The 20,330-nt window shown below is 72.6% G+C and carries 20 protein-coding genes; 10 read left to right on the top strand and 10 right to left on the bottom strand.

Annotated elements, in window-relative coordinates; all coding sequences use genetic code 11:
• Positions 1–252: 252 nt before the first annotated feature.
• Positions 253–1,017, top strand: a complete 765-nt coding sequence (locus ACGFIR_RS13680; RefSeq protein WP_393145097.1) for an MBL fold metallo-hydrolase — start codon at positions 253–255, stop codon at positions 1,015–1,017.
• A 44-nt stretch (positions 1,018–1,061) separates the two neighbouring features.
• Here the strand turns inward: ACGFIR_RS13680 and ACGFIR_RS13675 are convergent, their stop codons facing one another.
• The gene (locus ACGFIR_RS13675; protein WP_393145095.1) at positions 1,062–2,522 is read right to left on the bottom strand and encodes a hypothetical protein; all 1,461 of its coding nucleotides are present in this window, start codon (positions 2,520–2,522) and stop codon (positions 1,062–1,064) included.
• Positions 2,523–2,622: 100 nt separating this feature from the next.
• A complete protein-coding gene (locus tag ACGFIR_RS13670; protein WP_393145092.1) occupies positions 2,623–4,170 on the bottom strand; it encodes an ArnT family glycosyltransferase in 1,548 nt (515 codons plus the stop codon).
• A gap of 155 nt (positions 4,171–4,325) precedes the next feature.
• Between ACGFIR_RS13670 and ACGFIR_RS13665 the strand changes: the two genes are divergently transcribed.
• From ACGFIR_RS13665 to ACGFIR_RS13655, 3 genes are all read left to right on the top strand, one after another.
• Positions 4,326–4,844, top strand: coding sequence for a DUF2087 domain-containing protein (locus ACGFIR_RS13665; protein WP_393145090.1), 519 nt, complete (start codon positions 4,326–4,328; stop codon positions 4,842–4,844).
• A gap of 146 nt (positions 4,845–4,990) precedes the next feature.
• On the top strand, positions 4,991–5,416 hold the full coding sequence (locus ACGFIR_RS13660; protein WP_393007750.1) for an Hsp20/alpha crystallin family protein: 426 nt from the start codon (positions 4,991–4,993) through the stop codon (positions 5,414–5,416).
• A 143-nt stretch (positions 5,417–5,559) separates the two neighbouring features.
• Positions 5,560–6,558: a tyrosine-type recombinase/integrase gene (locus tag ACGFIR_RS13655; RefSeq protein WP_393007748.1), complete on the top strand. Its 999-nt coding sequence runs from the start codon at positions 5,560–5,562 to the stop codon at positions 6,556–6,558.
• A gap of 30 nt (positions 6,559–6,588) precedes the next feature.
• Here the strand turns inward: ACGFIR_RS13655 and ACGFIR_RS13650 are convergent, their stop codons facing one another.
• The gene (locus ACGFIR_RS13650) at positions 6,589–7,074 is read right to left on the bottom strand and encodes a cation:proton antiporter regulatory subunit (RefSeq protein ID WP_393145088.1); all 486 of its coding nucleotides are present in this window, start codon (positions 7,072–7,074) and stop codon (positions 6,589–6,591) included.
• A gap of 151 nt (positions 7,075–7,225) precedes the next feature.
• Positions 7,226–8,527, bottom strand: a complete 1,302-nt coding sequence (locus ACGFIR_RS13645; RefSeq protein ID WP_393145086.1) for an SLC13 family permease — start codon at positions 8,525–8,527, stop codon at positions 7,226–7,228.
• A gap of 507 nt (positions 8,528–9,034) precedes the next feature.
• On the opposite strand from ACGFIR_RS13645, the gene ACGFIR_RS13640 reads away from it, so the two are divergent.
• The 3 genes from ACGFIR_RS13640 to ACGFIR_RS13630 all read left to right on the top strand — a co-directional run bounded on the left by ACGFIR_RS13640 (position 9,035) and on the right by ACGFIR_RS13630 (position 11,175).
• Positions 9,035–9,991, top strand: coding sequence for a HAMP domain-containing sensor histidine kinase (locus ACGFIR_RS13640; RefSeq protein WP_393007742.1), 957 nt, complete (start codon positions 9,035–9,037; stop codon positions 9,989–9,991).
• The gene (locus ACGFIR_RS13635) at positions 9,988–10,635 is read left to right on the top strand and encodes a response regulator (RefSeq protein WP_393007740.1); all 648 of its coding nucleotides are present in this window, start codon (positions 9,988–9,990) and stop codon (positions 10,633–10,635) included. The genes ACGFIR_RS13640 and ACGFIR_RS13635 overlap by 4 nt, the downstream gene beginning before the upstream one ends.
• Positions 10,636–10,716: 81 nt before the next feature.
• The gene (locus tag ACGFIR_RS13630) at positions 10,717–11,175 is read left to right on the top strand and encodes a hypothetical protein (RefSeq protein WP_393145084.1); all 459 of its coding nucleotides are present in this window, start codon (positions 10,717–10,719) and stop codon (positions 11,173–11,175) included.
• Positions 11,176–11,179: 4 nt separating this feature from the next.
• Here ACGFIR_RS13630 and ACGFIR_RS13625 read toward each other — a convergent pair whose 3' ends face one another.
• Genes ACGFIR_RS13625 through ACGFIR_RS13605 form a run of 5 tightly spaced genes read right to left on the bottom strand, consistent with a single transcriptional unit; the run spans position 11,180 to position 15,555 of the window.
• Positions 11,180–11,893 (bottom strand): thymidine kinase, encoded by a 714-nt coding sequence (locus tag ACGFIR_RS13625; RefSeq protein ID WP_393007736.1) that lies wholly within the window; start codon positions 11,891–11,893, stop codon positions 11,180–11,182.
• 58 nt (positions 11,894–11,951) lie between these two features.
• On the bottom strand, positions 11,952–13,340 hold the full coding sequence (locus ACGFIR_RS13620; protein ID WP_393145082.1) for an MFS transporter: 1,389 nt from the start codon (positions 13,338–13,340) through the stop codon (positions 11,952–11,954).
• A gap of 18 nt (positions 13,341–13,358) precedes the next feature.
• The gene (locus ACGFIR_RS13615) at positions 13,359–14,120 is read right to left on the bottom strand and encodes a glycerophosphodiester phosphodiesterase (RefSeq protein ID WP_393007732.1); all 762 of its coding nucleotides are present in this window, start codon (positions 14,118–14,120) and stop codon (positions 13,359–13,361) included.
• A 58-nt stretch (positions 14,121–14,178) separates the two neighbouring features.
• Entirely contained in the window at positions 14,179–14,757 is a 579-nt protein-coding gene (locus ACGFIR_RS13610) for a hypothetical protein (protein ID WP_393145080.1), read from the bottom strand.
• A gap of 24 nt (positions 14,758–14,781) precedes the next feature.
• Positions 14,782–15,555: a lysophospholipid acyltransferase family protein gene (locus ACGFIR_RS13605; RefSeq protein ID WP_393145078.1), complete on the bottom strand. Its 774-nt coding sequence runs from the start codon at positions 15,553–15,555 to the stop codon at positions 14,782–14,784.
• Between the two features lie 187 nt (positions 15,556–15,742).
• Between ACGFIR_RS13605 and ACGFIR_RS13600 the strand changes: the two genes are divergently transcribed.
• From ACGFIR_RS13600 to ACGFIR_RS13590, 3 genes are all read left to right on the top strand, one after another.
• Complete coding sequence (locus ACGFIR_RS13600; protein WP_393007727.1) at positions 15,743–17,158, top strand: cytochrome ubiquinol oxidase subunit I; 1,416 nt, start codon at positions 15,743–15,745, stop codon at positions 17,156–17,158.
• Positions 17,159–17,174: 16 nt separating this feature from the next.
• A complete protein-coding gene (gene cydB / locus ACGFIR_RS13595) occupies positions 17,175–18,173 on the top strand; it encodes a cytochrome d ubiquinol oxidase subunit II (protein WP_393145076.1) in 999 nt (332 codons plus the stop codon).
• Between the two features lie 283 nt (positions 18,174–18,456).
• Positions 18,457–19,434, top strand: a complete 978-nt coding sequence (locus ACGFIR_RS13590) for a hypothetical protein (protein WP_393145074.1) — start codon at positions 18,457–18,459, stop codon at positions 19,432–19,434.
• 181 nt (positions 19,435–19,615) lie between these two features.
• Here ACGFIR_RS13590 and ACGFIR_RS13585 read toward each other — a convergent pair whose 3' ends face one another.
• Positions 19,616–20,314, bottom strand: coding sequence for a hypothetical protein (locus ACGFIR_RS13585; protein WP_393145072.1), 699 nt, complete (start codon positions 20,312–20,314; stop codon positions 19,616–19,618).
• Between the last annotated feature and the right edge of the window lie 16 nt (positions 20,315–20,330).

The raw sequence follows: 20,330 nt of genomic DNA, 5'->3' as shown, positions 1-20,330 counted from the left end.
TCCGTTTACCAGCCTGGACGAAAGGTGCGAATCGTTCGCACACCATAATGACTGTTATGCGCTTCGTGCAGCGATCGCGACAGGGGGGGGTGGCTCGTCCGTCCGTTCTCAACGCTTCTCGGTGATCCGGCGCCGAGGGTGATCGAGGTTGACCTGACGACGCTCTGGCCGTGGGGCAGGGATGGGCGTCGGAGTGTGTCTGCCGCGATAGCGTCCGCACGTAAAGGCGTTCATCTATCGTGAGGAACCTCGGTGACCGACACCCATTCGACGACCGTCCCCGTCCGCGTCTTCGGCGGCCCCACCGCCCTCATCGAGTACGGCGGCCTCCGGTTCCTGACCGACCCGACCTTCGACGCCCCGGGCGACTACCCCCTCGGTCCCGGCATGGTCCTCACCAAGACGGCGCCCGCCGCCGCCAGCCCGGCCGACCTCGGTGCCGTCGACGCGGTGCTGCTGTCACACGACCAGCACCCCGACAATCTCGACCACGCCGGCCGAGCCCTGCTCGCCGAGGTTCCCCTCACCGTCACCACTGCCAGCGGCGCCGGCCGCCTCGGCGGCAGCACCCAGGGCCTGGCACCCTGGGAGTCCGTCGAGCTGGAGCGTCCCGGCGGCGGCACCGTCACGGTGACGGCTGTGCCCGCGCGGCACGGCCCGCAGGGCTGCGAGCCGTTCACCGGCGAGGTCGTCGGGTTCGTCCTGTCCGCCGGGGACCTGCCGACGGTCTACGTCAGCGGCGACAACGCCTCGCTGGAACTGGTCGGGCAGATCGCCGAGCGCTTCGGACCGGTCGACACCGCCGTGCTGTTCGCCGGGGCCGTGCGTACCCCCATGTTCGACGGCGCGTTGCTCACCCTCGACAGCGCCCAGGCCGTCGAGGCGGCCCGCATCCTGGGCGCGCGGCGGGTCGTGCCGGTGCACGTGGACGGTTGGTCCCACTTCACCGAGGGACGCGACGAGGTGGTCGACGCCTTCACCCGAGCCGGCCTGGCCGACCGGCTCCAGCTGGGCTGAGCGTCCCCAGACGGGCGCGGAGCCGGACGCGGGCGCGGAGCGGGTTAGCTCCGCGCGCCGCCGAGACCGAGCAGGACGGCGAGGCCCAGGGCGCTGCGCGGGGCGTACGGCACCCGCCACAGTCCGCCGTGCGCGGCGCCGTACGCCTCGTCCTGCCACGGGTGCGCCAGCGTCGGGCCGCCCGTACGCAGGTGGTGCACCAGCAGCGCGGCCATCAGCGTGTTGCTGGTCGCCGGGTCGAACACCTCGATGCCGAAGCGGTGCGCACCGGCGTACGCGGCGGCCAGTGCCCGGTTGCGCAGCACCGAGCGGGTCCGGGTGGGCGGGGCGACGGTGAACGACACGGTCGCCCCCGCGTCGCGGGCCACGGTCGCCCGCCACCGTTGCAGCCGTTTCGCCAGCGCGTAGTTGGGGCCCTGCTGGGGCACGAGGCTGTCGTTGACGCCCGGGTCGACGCCCGGCGGGTAGTTGCGGTGCAGAAGCCTGCCGCCGGAGGCGACCCGCAGCGACCGGCGGACGACGCCACGCGCCGCGTAGCCCCGCTCGGCGTGGCGCACCGCGTCGCCGGGTACGGCGAACACGTCGGTGGGGGTGGCCAGGAACGCGAGTGCCACGTCGTCGCGGCGCTGCTGCAACCGGAGGGTGAGCGCGTCGACCGCCGTGGCGACCCGGACGTTGGTCGCGCCGTCGGCGTAGACGTAGTTGCCGAGCACGAGCCGGCCGTCGAGGCCGAGCAGCCAGTCGGCGACCTGCGGAAGGTTGTGCAGCAGGTCGGCGCCGGCACGGGCGACCAACGCGTCGTCGTCGGGGCGGGTGCCGGCGGGGACGGGCAGGTGCAGCCGGCCGCCGTGGCGGCGCGTGGTGTGCAGCAGGCGCCGCCAGATCTCCGGGCGGGGCAGGTCGACGGCGACGACGTCGCCGCCCCAGCGCAGCACCGACGGCAGCGGGCCCATCTCCGCGCCCGCGCCGAGCACCACGATGCGCTGGTCGCGCAGGTCGAGCCAGTCCGGGTTGGCCAGGACGGTGCCTACCGCCTCGGCGCAGGACGGCTCGATGACGCCGGCGGACACCCAGGCGTCGAGCCGGCGGCGCAGGTCGTCGCCGCGCAGTCGCTGCCCCCGGTACGGCAGGGAGAACTCGCGGTCGACCTCGCCGGTGCCGTCGATGGTCGCCGTGTGCAGCGGCTCGGTCCCGGTGGGCGTGTCGAACACGTCGCCGAGCGCGATCTCGGTGCCGTCCGCGCCGAGCACGGTCATCCGGCGGTGCAGCGAGGCGAGCCCGTCGCGGGCGATCGTCACCGCGGCGTCGTGGGAGAGCAGCCCGGCCTCGACGAGGCGGCGGAAGTGTCCGAGGTATCCGTGCCGCCAGTTCGTCTCGTGTTCCGCCGAGCGCGCCCCGACCGGATCGACGGCGCGCAGGGCGTCGGCGACGACCGCCCGCCCGAGCGCGGACGTACTGCGTCCCGTGCCGGTCGTGGGGAACACCACCCCGGTCGGACCCTCCACGCGCACCGCCCTCCCTCGGCCTGCCCTCGACGGTGTCACTCTGCCGTACCGGGTGGCGTCGTGCGCAGGCCGGGTCCGTGCACGCAGTCGGGAGGGGCGGTCAGCCCCGGTGGCGTACCTCGGTGTCCCAGATCTGGGACCACGGACGTCGCAGGCCGCGGCAGAGCCAGATCGGGCCACCGTTCTCGTCGTTGTCGACGGTGACGCGTTGGTCCACCCGCCCGGCGAGGGTGACCTCGGTGAACCAGCCCCGTAGCCGGTCCGGCCGCGCGAACCCGACCGCGATCACCACGTCGGCGTCCTGCGGGGGCCGGCCGAAGTCGGCCATGCTGTTGTGGCCGGAGTACGCGCGCGGCAGTCCACGTGCGGGCCCGTACCGTGCCACGGCGCCGGCCTCGCCGTAGTTGCCGGTGAGGATCACGGCGCGTTGCCGCTGGTCGGGGGGCAGCGCGCGGTGGACGGCGGCGAGCGAGTCGGCGAAGGCGGGCCAGCCGATGGTCTCGCCGGCGTCGTAGTTGGCGGCGACGACGAAGCCGGGGAGCCGGTCGGCCGGCACCACGGGCAGGAGCAGCACCGTGTTGCTGGCGGCGGTGAGCACGGCGCCGACCAGCAGCAGTCCCCGGCGGGCGCCCGCGCGACCGCGCGACGCCCAGCCTGCGGCGATGACGGCTCCGGCGGCGGTGAGCACCAGCAGCAGCGGGGCGTCGTAGTAGCCCTTGCCGCCGGTGAGCAGCACGATGCCGAGCACCACCAGCCAGGCCCATCCGAGGGGCCGCCAGGCGCGCCATGCCGGCCGCCGCAGCAGCGCCACCAGCCCCGCGACCCAGATCGGGACGGTGAAGGGGCTGATGATGACGAACTGGAGGACGAGCGCGTCGAGCCGACCGCTGTAGGAGCTGTCGCCGTCGGCGATCGCGGCGGCCACCGACAGTTGCGGGAAGTCGTGTGTCGCCTGCCAGATCAGGCTCGGCGCGGCGAGCAGCAGGAAGACCGCGGCGGCCACGAGCACCCACCGGTCGCGCAGCAGTCGTCGCGGTCCGGCGATGGTGATGCCGGCCAGCAGGCCCACGGCGAGCAGTGCCGGCAGCAGCTTGTTGAGCATCCCGACGCCGAGCGCGAGCCCGACGCCGAGGGCCCACCTGCTGTCGGCGGTGCGCAGCAGCCGCACCGCGCAGAACGCGGCCGTCAGCCAGACCAGCAGGTCGACGGTGGTGGTGCTGAGCAGGTGCCCGCCGGCGAGCACGATGCCGGCGGTGGCGGCGAGGACGGCGGCCCAGGTCTGCGTGCCGCGCCCGGCGCCGAACTCGCGGGCGATCGCGGCGACCAGCAGGACCGCCGCGCCGCCGAGCACCGCCGACGGGGTACGCAGCGCCACCAGGCTGCCCGGGGCGATCGTGTCGGCCAGCCGCGCCAGCGCCGGCACCAGGGGGCCCTGGTCGACGTAGCCCCAGTTGAGGTGCCGGCCGCAGAGCAGGAAGTACAGCTCGTCGCGGTGGTGGCCGTAGCGGCCGGCGAACAGGAGCAGCACGGCCGTCGTCGTGGCGGCCACCATCCACGGGCCGGTGGCTCGGGGACCGGGAGCGGCGGGGGCCGTGGGCGTCGCAGGCCGCTGCTCCGGCGCGGCGCGTTCGGCGACGGGTTCTGCCACCTGCCCATCATCGCCCGCGCCGACGGGCCACACTGTCCCGTCGTGCGGTGGTTGTCCGGCACCGGACACGCGTCCGGCGGGCGCGCGGGCGTGTCCGGTGCCGGGGCGGGGAAATGGCGTGCGGCCCGCGTACCCACGCTGGCAGGGTGGGCCGCATGACGGCACAGGCTCTGGCGGGTGCGCTCGCTGACGACGTACGGCGGAAGGTCTTCGCGGCGATCGTGCTGGGCGGCACCGACGCCCCGGCGGTGGCCGCTCGGGCGGGCCTGCCGACGCGGCAGGTGGTCACCGCGCTGCGTCGGCTCGTCGACGCGGGCCTGGTGACCGGTGGCGATGGTGACCTGCGGGTGGACACCGACCACCTGCGCGAGGCGGCCCGTACGCCGTCCGCGCCCCACCCGGCCGGGGACGCCACGGACCGCGTGCTGCGTACCTTCGTGCGTGCCGACAGGCTGGTCGGCCTGCCGGCGCAGCGCGGCCGGCGGCGGGTGGTGCTGGCGCACGTGGCGCGGTCTTTCGAGCCGGGGGTGCGCTATCCGGAGCGGGAGGTCGACGAGGTGTTGCGGCGCTGGTGCGAGGACGGCGGCACCGATCACGTGGCGCTGCGCCGGTATCTGGTCGACGAGCAGTTGATGGCCCGGGAGCAGGGCGTCTACTGGCGCATCGGCGGCTGAGGGTCCATACCGGATCCGGCGTACGACGCCGGGCGCCGGCCCGAGTTGACGACGCGGCCGGAACGCGCTAAATACTGAAGAGGAAGTTGAGTCGCCTCGACTCAACTAGAGGGACCTTCGGCCAGGAGAACCGAGGAGGCAGAGCCATGCTGATGCGTACCGACCCGTTCCGTGAGATCGACCGGATCACCGAGCAGTTCTTCGGCACCGCCGCGCGCCCCGCGGTGATGCCCCTGGACGCCTACCGCGACGGCGACTGGTTCTACGCGGCGTTCGACCTGCCCGGCGTCGACCCGGACAGCATCGACTGCACGGTCGAGCGCAACGTGCTGACCGTACGCGCCGAGCGGCGCCGGCCGGTCGGTGACAACGTCGAGATCGTCGCCGCCGAACGCCCGATGGGCACCTTCACCCGGCGACTGTTCCTCGGCGACACCCTCGACACCGACAAGCTCGAGGCCGGCTACGACAACGGGGTGCTGACCCTGCGGATCCCCGTCGCGGAGCGGGCCAAGCCCCGCCGGGTCACCATCACGGCCACCGGCAACGGCCGCAAGGAGATCAACGCCTGATCCGTCGTGCGCGGGGGCGGGACGGCCGGTGCGGCCGCCCGCCCCCGCGCACGTCTGGACGGTGGCGGCACCCCGGCAGCGGTCACGATCGCGTAGGGCGCGCCTCCGCCCGTTCCCGAGCCCAAGCTGAGAACCTTTTTCACATGTTCTCCCCGAACGCTCCGGCGCGGCCAAGCCGACCCACCCCGCTGGCCCTGCCCGGGGGGCCCGTCGACTTCACCGAGGCGTGGCTGCGCAACCGGCGACTGTCCGAGCACACCCGCGACGCGTACCGGCGTGACGTCGCCGGCTGGCTCGCCTGGTGCGCCGCGCGCGAACTGGACCCGTTGCAGGCGAACTTCCTGCACGTCAACGAGTACGCCCGCGAACTGGAGGCCACGCTCGCCGCGCGTACCGGCAAGCCACTCACCCCGGCCACCGTCGCCCGCCGGCTCTCCGCCCTGTCCAGCTGGTACGACTTCCTCGTCAAGCTGCGGGCGGTCGACGCCAACCCGGTGGCCGGCGCCGACCGCCCCCGCATCGACCGGGACCACTCGGCGACGGTGGGGCTCACCCCCGAGGAGGTCGACGCCCTGCTCGCCGCCGCCGAGGCCGACACCGGGCCGACCGCCGCCCGCAACCGGGCCGCGATCGCCCTGCTGGCCGACCTCGGGCTGCGCGTGGGGGAGCTGGTCTCACTCGACATGGCCGACCTCGGCGCCGAGCGGGGCCACCGCAGTGTGCGGTTCGTCGGCAAGGGCGGCAAGCACCGCCGCCGCGCCATGACCCCCGGCACCGCGTACGCGGTCGACGCCTACCTCGCCCAGCGGGCCGCCGCGCAGGGCGTGGCGGTGCACGAGCTGACCGGCCCGCTGCTGGTCACCGCCAGCGGGGCCCGGCTCGACCGGCACGCGATGTTCCGGCTGGTGCGCCGGCTGGCCCGGACGGCCGGCATCCCCGCCTGGGCGAGGTTGTCGCCGCACTCGCTGCGGCACGCGTTCGCCACCACCGCCCGCGCCGAGGGCGTGCCCCTGGAGGACGTGCAGGACGCGATGGGCCACGCCGACCCGCGCACCACCCGCCGCTACGACCGCGACCGGCACAACCTCGACCGCGACCCCGCGTACGTCATCTGGGCGGCCCGGGCCCGCCGCCGCGGCTGACGCCGCGCGCGGTGGGTGCCGGGGCGTGGCCTACGGGTCGGTGTGGACCAGGGCGTTGCTCAGCTCGCCGATGCCCGGCTGGTCCCCGGCGACGATCAGGACGTCGCCGTGGGCGAGGACGTGGTCGAGCCCCGGTGCGCTGACTGTCCGCCCGTCCCGGACGACGGCGATGACACTGACCCCCCGGGCGCGCGCGACGGCCTCGGCCAGGGGCCGACCGTCGTACGGCGACGCGGCCGGGACCGGCAGTTCGGCGACGCTGATCGCCTCCCGGTTTCGCTCGAGGTGTGTGACGTGGTCGATGGTCGCGATGGGGTGCAGCAGCTCGGCCATCTCCTGCGCCTCGGCCGGGCTGAGGGTCACCGACCGTTCCACGGTGTCCGGGTCCCCGGGCGCGTAGACGACGATGTCGCGTCGGCCGCCACGGTGGCAGACGACCCCGATCACCTGTCCCTCGCCGGTGTGCAGGGTGTAGCCGACGCCGATGCCGGGCAGCGGCACTCGTTCTATCTGCATCATTGCCTCCTGTCGTGTGGTGATGCGGCCTGGCCGGCCAGGCCGGGCCAGGTGCTCGGGGCGGCGGCCCACGGGCGCCGCCGCGGCGGACCGGGGCGGGCGACCACGCGCCGCCCACCCGGGCGGCGACCCCGTCGTGCCCCGCGGGCGGCTAGGCGAAGTAGCGCAGCCACACGTACACCCAGGCGATCAGCGTGGTCATGACCGTGGTGACGATGCCGTAGCGGGTGAACTGCCAGAAGCTGATGGGCTCCTTGGCGCGGGCGGCGATACCGAGCACGACGATGTTGGCGCTGGCCGCCACGGCCGTGCCGTTTCCGCTCAGGTCGGCGCCCAGCGCGAACGACCACCACAACGCCTGGCCGGTGGTCGGGTCCGGGGCCCCCGCCACCAGGCCCTCCACGATCGGCGCCATGGTCGCCGCGTAGGGGATGTTGTCGAAGAACGCGCCGAGCACCGCCGAGCCGAAGACCAGGCCCGTCGCCGCCGCGAAGTAGTCGTCGCCGACCGCGTCGCTGGCCCACTCGCCGATCCGGTTGATCACCCCGGTCTCGGTCAGGCCGGCCACCATCACGAACAGACCGGTGAAGAACACCAGCGTCGGCCACTCCACCTCGCCCAGATAGGCCGACCTGTCCGCCCGGGTCACCAGGATCATCAGCCCGGCGCCGAGCAGCGCGACGACGGCCACGTCGATGTGGATCACCGTGTGGAGCGTGAAGGCGACGATCACCAGGCCGAGCACGACCAGGCAGCGAATCAGCATCGCCGGGTCGGTGACGGCGGCACGGGCGTCCATGTCGCGTACGGCCTCGAACCGCTCCGGACTGTGCACGAACGCGCGGCGGAACATGACCCGCGCCAGCACCAGGAACGCCAGGAACATCAGCACCGTGATCGGGGCCATGTGCCACAGGAAGTCGTTGAAACTCAGGCCGGCCCGGCTACCGATGATGATGTTGGGCGGGTCGCCGATGAGGGTGGCCGCGCCGCCGATGTTGGCGGCTAGCACCTCGGCGATCAGGTACGGCGCGGCGGGGATGCCCAGCCGGCGGCACACCGAGATGGTGATCGGCGCGACCAGCATGACCGTGGTGACGTTGTCCAGGACCGGCGAGGCGATACCGGTGATCGCGACCAGCAGCACCATCAGCCGGTACGGCCGGCCCCGCGAGCGCTGCGCGGCCCAGATCGCCATGGCCTCGAACAGGCCGGTCTGCTTGATCACCCCGACGATGACCATCATGCCGAGGAGCAGGAAGATGACGTCCCAGTCGATGCCGGCGTGGTGCGAGTAGAACACGTCCGATCCGGGCACCAGCCCGAGCGCGGCCATCAGTCCGGCGGCGCCCAGCACCACCGCCACCCGGTTGATCTTCTCGGTGGCGATGAAGATGAAGGCGACCGTGAAGATGACGATCGCCGCGAGGGGGGACCACGCGCTCACGGGCATCCGCCCGGCGGGCCGTGCTCCGCACCGGCCGGCCGCTGCGCGCGGGAGTCCGTGACGACCTCCGGTGGCGTGGGTTCGATCGCCAACAGATGACGGTGCACGGGGTCCTCCCGGGTTCGGCACGATGGGGCGGGCGACGGCCGCACGAGGGCGGCGGCAGGTGGAGCCGGGAACGACGCAGCGGAGCCCGCGGCGGCTCCGGCCCGGGCTCGCGTTCATGGTCATCCGTGTGGTGCAGGTCGACATCGGGGCTGACACCCATTTGCCGCCGCCGCCGTCGCGCGGTAGTCGGTGAGCAGCCCTTTGGCCACCAACCGCTCGCCGGCCCCGCCGACCAACACGGATAATGGGTGCGAGCACGCATTTACAGCACGCGTCCCGGCCGACAGGCTGACCATGATGAGGGTGATCACCGCCGCGGGGCGTGCGAGCCCGCCGCGTTCCGACCCGCCGGCGAGCGCCGGCGCCGGGCGGCGTCGGAGACGGTTCGGGAGGGGAGGCGCCGCCGTGTCGCTGTTCTGGCGGATCTTCCTGCTCAACGCCGCCGTGCTCGTCGCCGCCACGCTGCTGCTGCTCGGTCCGGTCACGGTCTCCACCCCCGTGCTGCTGACCGAGGCCGTCGTCCTGACCGTGGGCCTCGCCGCGATGCTGGTCGCCAACGCCGCCCTGCTGCGGGTGGGCCTCGCCCCGCTGCACCGGCTGACCCGGGCCATGACCACGATCGACCTGCTCCAGCCCGAACCCCGCCCCGTCCCGGCCGGGCAGGCCGGCATCGCCGACCTGATCCGCGCCTTCAACGCCATGATCGACCGGCTGGAGGCGGAGCGGGCCGCCAGCGCCGCCAGCGCCCTGTCCGCCCAGGAGGCCGAGCGCCGACGGGTGGCCCAGGAACTGCACGACGAGGTCGGCCAGACCCTGACCGCGGTCCTGCTCGAACTCAAACAGGTCGCCCGGCACGCGCCCGAACCGGTGCGCGCCCAGCTCGCCCAGGTGCAGGAGACCACCCGCGACAGCCTCGACGAGATCCGCCGTATCGCGCGGCGGCTGCGCCCCGGCGTGCTGGAGGAACTCGGCCTGACCAGCGCCCTGAAGGCGCTCGTCACGGAGGTCACGGGGCACACGGACCTGACCGTGCGCCAGCACCTCGACGCGGACCTGCCGGCCCTCGACGGCGAAGCCGAACTGGTGCTCTACCGGGTGGCGCAGGAGGCGCTCACCAACACCGTCCGGCACGCCCGCGCCACCACCGTCGAGCTGTCCCTGGCCCGCCAGCCGGGCCACGTGCAACTGCGCATCCGGGACGACGGCCGGGGCATCGGCGACGCCGCCGAGGGCGCCGGCGTACGCGGCATGCGCGAACGGGCCCTGCTCATCGGCGCCCAGCTCAGCGTGGCGCCCGGCCCGGGCGGCGGCACCGAGGTGCGGCTGCGGGTGCCGCTCGGCAACCGGGAGGCCCGGCCGTGACCACCCGCATCCTGCTCGCCGACGACCACGCCCTGGTGCGCCGGGGCGTGCGCCTCATCCTCGACAGCGAACCGGACCTCAGCGTCGTGGCCGAGGCCGGCGACGGCGCGGAGGCCATCGCCCTGGCCGAGACCGAGCGCCCCGACCTGGCCATCCTCGACATCGCCATGCCGCGACTGACCGGCCTGCAGGCCGCGCGGGAGCTGTCCCGGCAGCAACCGGGTCTGCGCATCCTCATCCTGACGATGTACGACAACGAGCAGTACTTCTTCGAGGCGCTCAAGGCCGGCGCCAACGGCTACGTGCTCAAGTCTGTCGCCGACCGTGACCTGGTGGAGGCCTGCCGCGCCGCCGTACGCGACGAGCCGTTCCTCTATCCCGGTGCCATCAACGCCCTCATCCGCACCTACCTGGAACGCAGCGCCCGCGGCGAGAGCCTGCCCGCGCGGGCCATCACCGAACGGGAGGAGGAGATCCTCAAGCTCGTCGCCGAGGGCCACTCGTCCAAGGAGATCGCCCGGCTGCTGTTCATCAGCGTCAAGACCGTGGAGCGGCACCGGGCCAACCTGCTGCAGAAGCTCGGCCTCAAGGACCGGCTGGAGCTGACCCGCTACGCCATCCGGGCCGGGCTCATCGAGCCGTGACCGCACGCTGCGGGCGTACGCGACACGGCGGCGGGGCCGACTTTCCTGCGGGCGGGCCCACCGGTTCTCTACGGTCGACGGATGGGTGCTGAGCAGCCGTGGAGCCGGCCGGCCCGACGGGGCCGCCCGGTGCGTACCGGGTTGGTGTTCGCGGGCGTGGTCGTGCTGCTGTGCTGCGTGGGGGTCGCCGGGCTGGGCGCGTGGAACGTGCAGGTGGTCACGCAGGCCAGCGGCCCGGTGCGGGAGACCGCCGACGGGTTCCTGCGGTCGGTGGCGGCCGGCGACACCGACGGCGCGTACGACCGGCTCTGCGCCGACACGCGCAGCCGGTGGAGCCCGATCGGGTTCACCAGTTGGCTGCGTACCCCGCCGGTGGTCGACGGTTACGAGATCGTCGACGTGTCGGTGGCGACCCGGGGTGGCCGCCCGCGCGGGACGGTGACGGTGCGGCTGACCCGCGACAGTGGCCTCACCGAGGAACGCACACTGTCGGTCGTCCGCGAGGACGGCGACTGGCGGGTGTGCGGCGACCCGTACTGACTGCTCAGCGGCGGGGGCCGAGTTCGCCCGCGCGGTAGTGGCGGCGGCAGAGCACCTGGTAGCGCACCTCGGCGTTGTCCACGGTGTCGCCGATGACGACCTGCAGTCCTTCGCGGACCACCCGACCGTCGACGACCCGGGCGTTGAGCAGTCCTTCCCGGCCGCACCAGCAGAGCACCTCGACCTGGATGCGCGCCACCTCGTCGGCCAGCTCGAACAGCCGCTGCGCGGCCGGGAACAGGCACGAGCGGAAGTCGGTGGCCAGCCCGAACGCGTACACGTCGACGTCGTAGCTGTCGACCAGCTCGGCCATCTGTTCGATGTGCTCCAGGTTGTAGAACGACGCCTCGTCGCAGATCAGGTAGTCGACCCGGTCGCCCTCGGCCCACGTGTCGCGCACCAGCGTACGCAGGTCCAGCTCGTCGGTGACCTCGACGGCCTCGTGCGCCAGGCCGATGCGGGTGGTGACCTGCGGGCCGAGCGAACGGTCGATGCGGGTGGTGACCAGGCCGCGGCGGCCCTGCCGGGCGTGGTTGTGGTTCATCTGCAACGCCATCGTGGACTTGCCGCAGTCCATCGGTCCCCAGAAGAACTTCAACGCCGCCGCGTGCAGTGGCCGCCCGTCCACCCCGCGCGCCGCGGCGCACCCGGTGGGGGAGTCGTCGGGGCCCAGCGGCGGGCGCGCCAGACAGGTCGGGGTGGCGGCGTGGTCGGTCACGGACGGGCAGCCTAGCCGATCGACGCCGCCCGATCTGGCGGGTGCGGACGCGCGCGCCTCAGAGCACCCGTGGTGGGGTGTTGCCGGCGGCGACGATCGCCCGGCGCATCGGCACGGCCAGCAGCAGCAGGAACCCGACGACGAAGAAGATCAGCAGGGAGACCAGACCCACCCGGTAGGAGTTGGTGAGCTGGAACACGATGCCGAAGGCCAGCGGGCCGAGCCAGCTGGTGCCCTTGTCACTGATCTCGTAGAAGCCGTAGTACTCGCCCTCCTTGCCGGCGGGGATGAGCTGGCTGAACAGCGACCGGCTCAGCGCCTGGCTGCCGCCGAGCACGAGGCCGATGGCGGCGCCGAGGACCATGAACGGCAGCGGAGCCTCGGCGGGCAGCCGGAACGCGCCGAGGATCACCCCGGTCCACAGCACCAGGCTGATCAGCACGGTCTTCCAGGCGCCGATGCGCTTGGCGAGGGCACCGAGCAGCAGGGCGCCGCCGAAGGCGAGGAACTGCACCAGCAGGATGGTGACGATCAGGGTGCTCTGCCCGAGCTTCAGCTCCTCGGTGCCGTACTGGCTGGCCAGGGCGATGACGGTCTGGATGCCGTCGTTGTAGACCAGGAACGCGAGCAGAAAGAACAGCGTCAGCGGGTACGCCTTGATCTCGCGCAGGGTGCGGCCGAGCTGCCGGAAGCCGTCGGTGACCGGGTTGCCGCCGGACAGCGCGGCGGCGGTGGGGTGCTCGCGCAGCCAGCGCAGCGGGATCAGGGTGAACACGGCCCACCACACGCCGGCGGACACGATCGACCAGCGGGCCAGGTCGAGGGTGCGCTGGTGGTTGCCCTCCTCGCCGAGCATGCTGACGGCGACGAGGTTGAGCGCCAGCAGCAGGCCGCCGCCCAGGTAGCCCAGCGCCCAGCCGCGGCTGGAGATGCCGTCGCGGTCGTCGGGGCCGCCGAGCTGCGGCAGGAACGAGTTGTAGACCACGACGCCGGCGCCGAAGGCGATGTTGGCGACCATGAACAGCGCCCCGCCGAGCAGGTACCGGTCGCCGGTGACGAAGAGCATGCCGACGGTCGCGCCGGCGCCGACGAAGGCGGCGGCGGCGAGCAGCCGCTTCTTGTGCGCCGACCGGTCGGCGATCGCGCCGACGACCGGCAACGCGAACACGGTGAGGAACACCGACAGCGACACCAGGTACGGGAAGTACGAGCCGGCGGCGACCTTGATGCCCAGCGGGTAGACGTAGCCGTTGCAGGTGTCGGCACCCAGTTCGCAGCCGGCGGCGAGTTCCGTGACGGTGGTCAGGAACGGGCCGAGGAACACCGTGATGACGGTGGTGGAGAAGGCGGACATCGCCCAGTCGTAGAAGTACCAGCCGCTGCGTTCGCGGCGGGTGCTCGCCGGGGCGGGGGCGTCGTCCACCGCGGGGGTGACGATCTCGGCCATCGGGGTCCTTCGAACGGTTCAGGCGGCCCAGTGGCCGCGGCTGTGATACACGTCGCGCAACACGCCGACGTGATCGGTCATGATGCCATCCACCCCGAGGTCGAGTAACTCGTGCATCTCGGCAGGTTCGTCGATCGTCCAGACATGCACGTGCAGGCCGAGTCGGTGGGCGTGGCGCAGGAACCGCCGGTCCACCACGGGCACCCGCCCGTAGCGCACCGGCACCTGCGCGGCGACCACCGACGGCGGCAGCCGCAACGCCCGGCCGGTCAGCGACGCCATCCGCAGCCGGGCCACCCCGCGCATGCCGAGGCCGGTGGCGACGCGCCCCTGCGTGAGGGCCCGCAGCCGGGTGAGCCGGGCGTCGCTGAACGAGGCCAGCAGCACCCGGTCGCCGGCCCTGACGCGCGCGACGGTGGCCACGGTCGGCTCGACGCCGCCGTCGGCCTTGACGTCGATGTTGAACCGCACGTGCGGCCAGGCGTCGAGGACCTCGTCGAGGCGGGGGACGACGGCGGCGCCGCCGACGCGTACCGAGGCCAGGTCGGCCCAGCGCAGGTCGGCGATGCGCCCCGGCTCGCCCGTGACCCGGGTCAGCGTGGCGTCGTGGAAGACCACCGCGATCCCGTCGGCGGTGCCGTGCACGTCGGTCTCGACGTACCGGTAGCCGAGGCTGATCGCACGGGCGAACGCCGCCGCGGTGTTCTCGTCGCCCTCGGCGGCGCCGCCCCGGTGGGCGAACGCCAGCGGTGCGGGCCCGTCGAGGTAGGCGTGGGTCACGCGGGGAGTATGCCGGTGCCCGGTGGCCGGCGGGTGACCGGCCGGCTGCCGGACCGGGTCAGCTCCAGTCCGTCTGGTAGCCGGGTCTGCGCAGCAGGGCGAGAAGCTCGTCGTCGGAGGGGTGGTGGGTGCGAGTGAGCGGAGCACGCAGGTCGTCGACGGTCACCGGATCCGGACCCTGCACGCTGACGCTGAGCACCTGGTCAGCGCCGAAGAGGTACAGCGCGGTGGCGGGGTCGCTGTTGTCGGTGTCCCGGGTCACGACGAGGGTGAGACCGTCGCCGGCGTCGGTGCAGACGTAGATCGTCCGGACGTCGCAGTCGACCCCGTCGGCCAGGGACCCGTCGGGGGCCGGGTGGTGCTGCTGCCACACCACGGGCACCGTACGGCCGTCGCGGGTGCGCAGGCCGTAGGCGATGTCGAGACCGAGCCGGTCCAGCCAGCCGAGGGTGCCGGAGCGGGGCAGGTCGTCGGGGATCAGCAGGTCGTCGGGAGGCCAGGGGGAGGAGCGGGTCAGGTCGCTGAGATCCCGGCGGTCCTTCTCGTCGTGGTACGCCGAGCGCAGGACGGCGTACCCGCCTGCGCAGACGAGGACGAGCAGGGCGAGGACGAGCAGCGGCAGGCGCAGGCGGAGCACCTCGCCATTGTGCCCACGCCGGGATCAGGTCCTTCCGGAGCGCTGGGAGCGGCTGGTGTCGATCGGGCGACCCGGGTCGACGTGGCGGGGCCTGTCGGGCTCGTCGGGCCGCAACGGCACCAGCGAATCGGTGATGGCGTTGATGATCCGGTCGGTGGCGCGCAGGGCGGCGCCCGGGGCTGCCGGCGTCAGGTCGGCGAGGTCCACGGGGTCGCCGAAGTGCACCCGCACGACAGGACGGCGCACCAGGGAACGGGCGATCCCGCGCAGCAGGCCCTTCGGGGCGCGGTAGGGCAGCACCTCGTGGGAGCCCCACTGGGCCACCGGGATCACCGGCGCGCCGCAGGCCAGGGCGAGGCGGGCGGTGCCGGTCTTGCCCCGTTCGGGCCACATGCCGGGGTCCAGGCCGATGCGGCCCTCCGGGTAGACCAGGACCACGGATCCGCCGGCGACCGCCGCGGCGGCGTCGTCGAGGGCGCGGCCGACGGCGGCGGTGCCCCGGTCGACGCGCAGGTGCCCGGCGCGGCGCATCGCGGCGCCGATGACGGGGGCGCGGAACAGCCCGCCGGTGGCCATGAACCGGGGAGCGACGCCCCGGGCGCGGCAGGCGGCGGCGAGCACGACGGGGTCGAAGGGGCTGATGTGGTTGGCGGCCAGGATCAGCGGGCCCCGGCGCAGCGCCTCGGGCACGTCGCCGCTGACCTCGAGGCGGGCCAGGAGCGCGACGATGCCGCGGGCGAGCAGTTGCGCGGCACGCCAGATCAGCGGCGGCTGCCAGGTCGGGCGAGTGGTGTCCATCAGCGCGCATGGTCGCACGCGCGGGCCACCCCGCGTGGCGCGGGGCGCGCAGCGCCGGGGCCCTCCGGCAGAGGTGATCAGGGTCATTGGTCCCGGGTCGCTTCGGGACCCCCGCCCCTGCCGATTGGTCTACGACGCGAAGTAGTATCTACTACGTCTCGTAGTATGCACAGCCTGGGGGTTACTGGTGGACGCGTTGGACGTCGCCCGCTGGCAGTTCGGTGTCACCACCGTCTACCACTTTCTCTTCGTGCCGCTGACCATCGGCCTGTCCGTACTGGTGGCGATCCTCCAGACGATGTGGCACCGCACCGGCGACGAGAAGTACCTCAAGCTCACCAAGTTCTACGGCAAGCTCTTCCTCATCAACTTCGCCATGGGCGTGGTGACCGGCATCGTGCAGGAGTTCCAGTTCGGCATGAACTGGAGCGACTACTCCCGCTTCGTCGGCGACATCTTCGGCGCCCCCCTCGCGATCGAGGCGCTCGTCGCGTTCTTCCTGGAGTCGACCTTCATCGGCCTGTGGATCTTCGGCTGGGACCGGCTGCCCAAGCGGCTGCACCTGGCCAGCATCTGGGCCGCCGCGATCGGCACCAACCTCAGCGCGTACTTCATCCTCGCGGCGAACTCGTTCATGCAGAACCCGGTCGGCTACCGGATCAACCCCGAGACCGGCCGCGCCGAACTCACCGACTTCGTGGCCGTCCTGACCAACAAGGTCGCCATGATCACCTTCCCGCACACCATCGCCGGCGCGTTCCTCGTCGCCGGCTCCCTCCTGGTCGCCGTCGCCATGTGGCACCTGGTACGCAACCGCGACTCCGCCGACACCCCCGCATACCGCTTCGCCGCCAAGTTCGGCTCCTGGGTCACCCTCGTCTCCGCCGCCGCCGTCGCCTTCACCGGCGACATCCAGGGCAAGATCATGACCGAGGTGCAGCCCATGAAGATGGCCGCCGCCGAGGGCCTCTACACCACCGAGAGCCCCGCCTCGTTCTCCGTACTGACCGTCGGCAGCCTCGACGGCAGCCGCGAGGTGTTCGCCCTCAAGATCCCGTACCTGCTGTCCTGGCTGGGCACCGGCGACCCCAACGGCACCGTGCACGGCATCAACGACCTCCAGGCCCAGTACGCCGCCCAGTACGGCGCCGGCAGCTACACCCCGATCATCCCGGTCACCTACTGGAGCTTCCGCTTCATGATCGGCTTCGGAATGGCCGCCGCCGCCATCGCCCTGCTCGTGCTCTGGAGCCAGCGCAAGGGCCGCACCCCCACCAGCAAGTGGCTGCTGCGCGCCGGACTGATCATGCCCCTGCTGCCCCTCGCGGCGAACTCCTTCGGCTGGATCTTCACCGAGATGGGCCGCCAACCATGGATCGTCTTCGGCGAGATGCTCACCCGCGACGGCGTGTCCCGCAGCGTCTCACTGACCGAGGTCCTCACCTCGTTCACCGCCTTCACCCTCATCTACGCCGCCCTCGCCGTCGTCGAGGTCAAACTGCTGCTGCGCTACGCCAAGGCCGGCGTACCCGACCTCACCCCCGACCCCGACATCGACGACACCCACGACGACGCCGAACGCCCGCTCGCGTTCGCCTACTGAACACCGGAGACACACCGTGGAACTCACCACCATCTGGTTCCTGCTCGTCGCGGTCCTGTTCACCGGGTACTTCATCCTCGAGGGCTTCGACTTCGGCGTCGGCATGCTGCTGCCCGTACTCGGCCGCGACGACCGGGAACGCCGCGTCCTGATCAACACCATCGGACCCGTCTGGGACGGCAACGAGGTCTGGCTCATCACCGCCGGCGGCGCCATGTTCGCCGCGTTCCCCGAGTGGTACGCCACCCTGTTCTCCGGCTTCTACCTGCCGCTGCTGCTGATCCTGCTCGCCCTGATCATCCGCGGCGTCGCCTTCGAATACCGCCACAAGCGCCCCGAGGCCTCCTGGAAACGCCGCTGGGACACCGCCATCTTCGTCGGCTCGCTCGTGCCGGCGGTGCTGTGGGGCGTCGCGTTCGCCAACATCCTGCGCGGCGTGCCGCTCGACGCCGAACACGAGTACGTCGGCGGCCTGCTCGACCTGCTCAACCCGTACGCCCTGCTCGGCGGCGCGACCACCGCCGCCCTGTTCCTCACCCACGGCGCCGTGTTCATCGCCCTCAAGACCGTCGGCGACGTCCGCGAGCGCGCCGGCGCGCTCGCGGTGCGCATGGGCGTCGCCGCCGCCGTCCTCGCGGTGGCGTTCCTGAGCTGGACGCTGACCATCCGCTCCAGCACCGCGGCCGTCGTGTTCGCCGTCGGCGCGGCCCTCGCCCTGCTCGGCGGTCTCGCCGCCGCCCGGGTACGCCGGGAAGGCTGGGCGTTCACCGGCACCGCCGTGGCGATCGCGCTGGCCGTGGCGACGCTGTTCGCCGCGCTGTTCCCGAACGTGCTGCCCTCCACGCTCGACGCGGCCGGCACCCTGACCGCCACCAACGCCGCCTCCACCCCCTACACCCTGAAGATCATGACCTGGGTGGCGGTGGTGTTCACCCCGATCGTGCTGGCCTACCAGGGCTGGACGTACTGGGTGTTCCGCAAGCGCATCGGGGTGGCCCACATCCCGCGCCACTGACCCGCTCCCGCCGGGTGGCCGCGGGCCCCGCCGCCGCCATCCGCCCGAGCCACGGGGCGGACGCGCACTCCCTTCCGCGTCCGCCCCGTGGCCCTCCTGTCACCGGCGCTCGCAGCCGAGGGGAGCACGCACGATCGCGCCGGCCACGGCGAGCACGGCAGGGGCGTACCGGTGCCTCGGTGAGCAGCCGGCAGGCGACGCGTACCCGATGACATGGTGCAGGGCTCAGCGGGCTGCGCATCAGGGCGTATGCGAGCTCCACACGCGCACCTAGGCTCCTCACGTGTATGTCGTGGAGCGGTCGCGCGTGAATTCTCCGTTCAGCAAGCTGGTTTTCCACCTGCCAGAAAAGACGGTGCTCGGCTGGTTCCAGCGCGCCTGGCAGCACGAGAATCCCGAAGCGCTTCTCCACGCCGAGATCGGCGGTGGCGCCTACGGTTTCGACTCGATCTTCGAGGCGGTCGAGGAACACCGCCTGCCCTGCCCACAGACCCTCGACGAGCTGCGCGAACTCCTGGACGAACACCTATGGATCGAATCTGACGACCCGATACGCCTCGACGAGCGAGGGCTGCGGGTGCGTACCAACGACGACGAGGTGGATCTGGCCTACTACTTCCTCGAGGACGGGGCGATCGCCGCCCACCCCGACCGGCTCGCGTACCTCGTCAACGACACCTGGCCACTGCCGTCCGGCGCCGCCGCGCCCGGCGCAACCTTCACCCCTGACGTGGCGCTCCGCGTTGTCGGCCCACCCGGCCCCGTGCCGGATTCCGTCTACGCGGTCCGCATCACCTGGCAGCACACCCACCACAACAGCACGAACCTGGACCAGCGGGAAACGACCGTCTTCCCCGGCGTCAACCTGCCCCAACTCGCCAACCACCTACGCGGTATCGACGATCCCATGTCCCCGGAACGCTTCGACGCCGATCTGCTGCGCTCTCTCGTCGGACCCGACGACGACAACATCGGCCCTGCCATCGCCCGTTACGCCTGCCTCGAACGACGCGACTTGTCGATCTTCGGAAAGTGGACCGCACCCAGCCACGAGCAGATCCTGCAATGGAAACTGCCGGAGCCACCACCGCAGGCCCACGTCGCGGTGGATGAGCACCTCGCCCAGGCCGCCCGCTACATCGACGACTTCTTCGGCTACGAGCAACTGTTCCTTTTCGACACGCAGTGGGCAGCCGCGCACCCCGACCTGGCACTGTCCCTGCTCCGCTATGCCACCCACTGGGACCCGTTTGCGCCATGACGGATGCGCGAACACGCAGCTGCGCCACGGGCTTCTGACCGCCCAACCACGAACGGCAGGTTAGCGGGGGTGCGTTCGCGCCCGACCGGCTGATCCACAGCGGCGACAACAGCCCGGCCAGGAGACCCGACGGTCGGCGCGGCGGATGGCATCCCGCCACCCGCCGCGCCGACCGTCGGTGTCAGTGCGCCTCGCGCAGCTCCGCCAGGCGCGCCTCGATCTCCGCCAGCTCGGCGCGCAGCTTCTCCGCCTGCTGCTCCGCCTCGGCCCGCTCCGCGGCCATGATCTGCTCCACCGCCTCGTGCACGCCCGGCACGTCCACCAGCGCCACCATCCGCAGCGCCTCCGCCGGCCTCACCACGTACGGCTTCGCCAACGACTTGCTGCCCTGCTGCGCCGCCACCGTCCACTCGCCGTCGGCGTACGACAGCGTCACCGTCAGCCCCGCCGGGCCCTTCGCCTTCACCGCCTTCACCGCCTTGCGCGCCGGCGCGGCCGCCGGCTTCACGTCCGCCGTCTCCACCTTCGACTCCTCCCGTGGCGCCGGCACCCGCGGCCGGTCCAACACGAACTCCGGCTCCGCCGACGCCACCTCCACCTGTGGCTCGGGATCCGGCTCCGGCTCGGCCGCCTTGCGCCCCGCACCCCGCGGCGCCACCGCCACGTCGGCGGGGGAGAAGGGCAACTCGTCGCGCCCGAACCGAACCACCACGAACTCGTCGGAGACCGCCGGGTCGGTCAGCTCCACCACCTGACCCGTCTGCCCGGCGATCTGACCGGCCGAGGCGGTGAACACCACCTTCGGCTTGCGGCCCGCCGCCAGCGCCTCCCGGATGCTCTGCACCTCTTCAGTGGACAAACCCTGGCCAGCCGCACCCATCAGCAACCTCTTCCCC

The organism is Micromonospora sp. NPDC049051 (genome assembly GCF_043197575.1).
Lineage (GTDB): Bacteria > Actinomycetota > Actinomycetes > Mycobacteriales > Micromonosporaceae > Micromonospora.
Note: the sequence above shows the minus strand (reverse complement) of the source record. Positions and strands in the feature narration are given on the sequence as shown.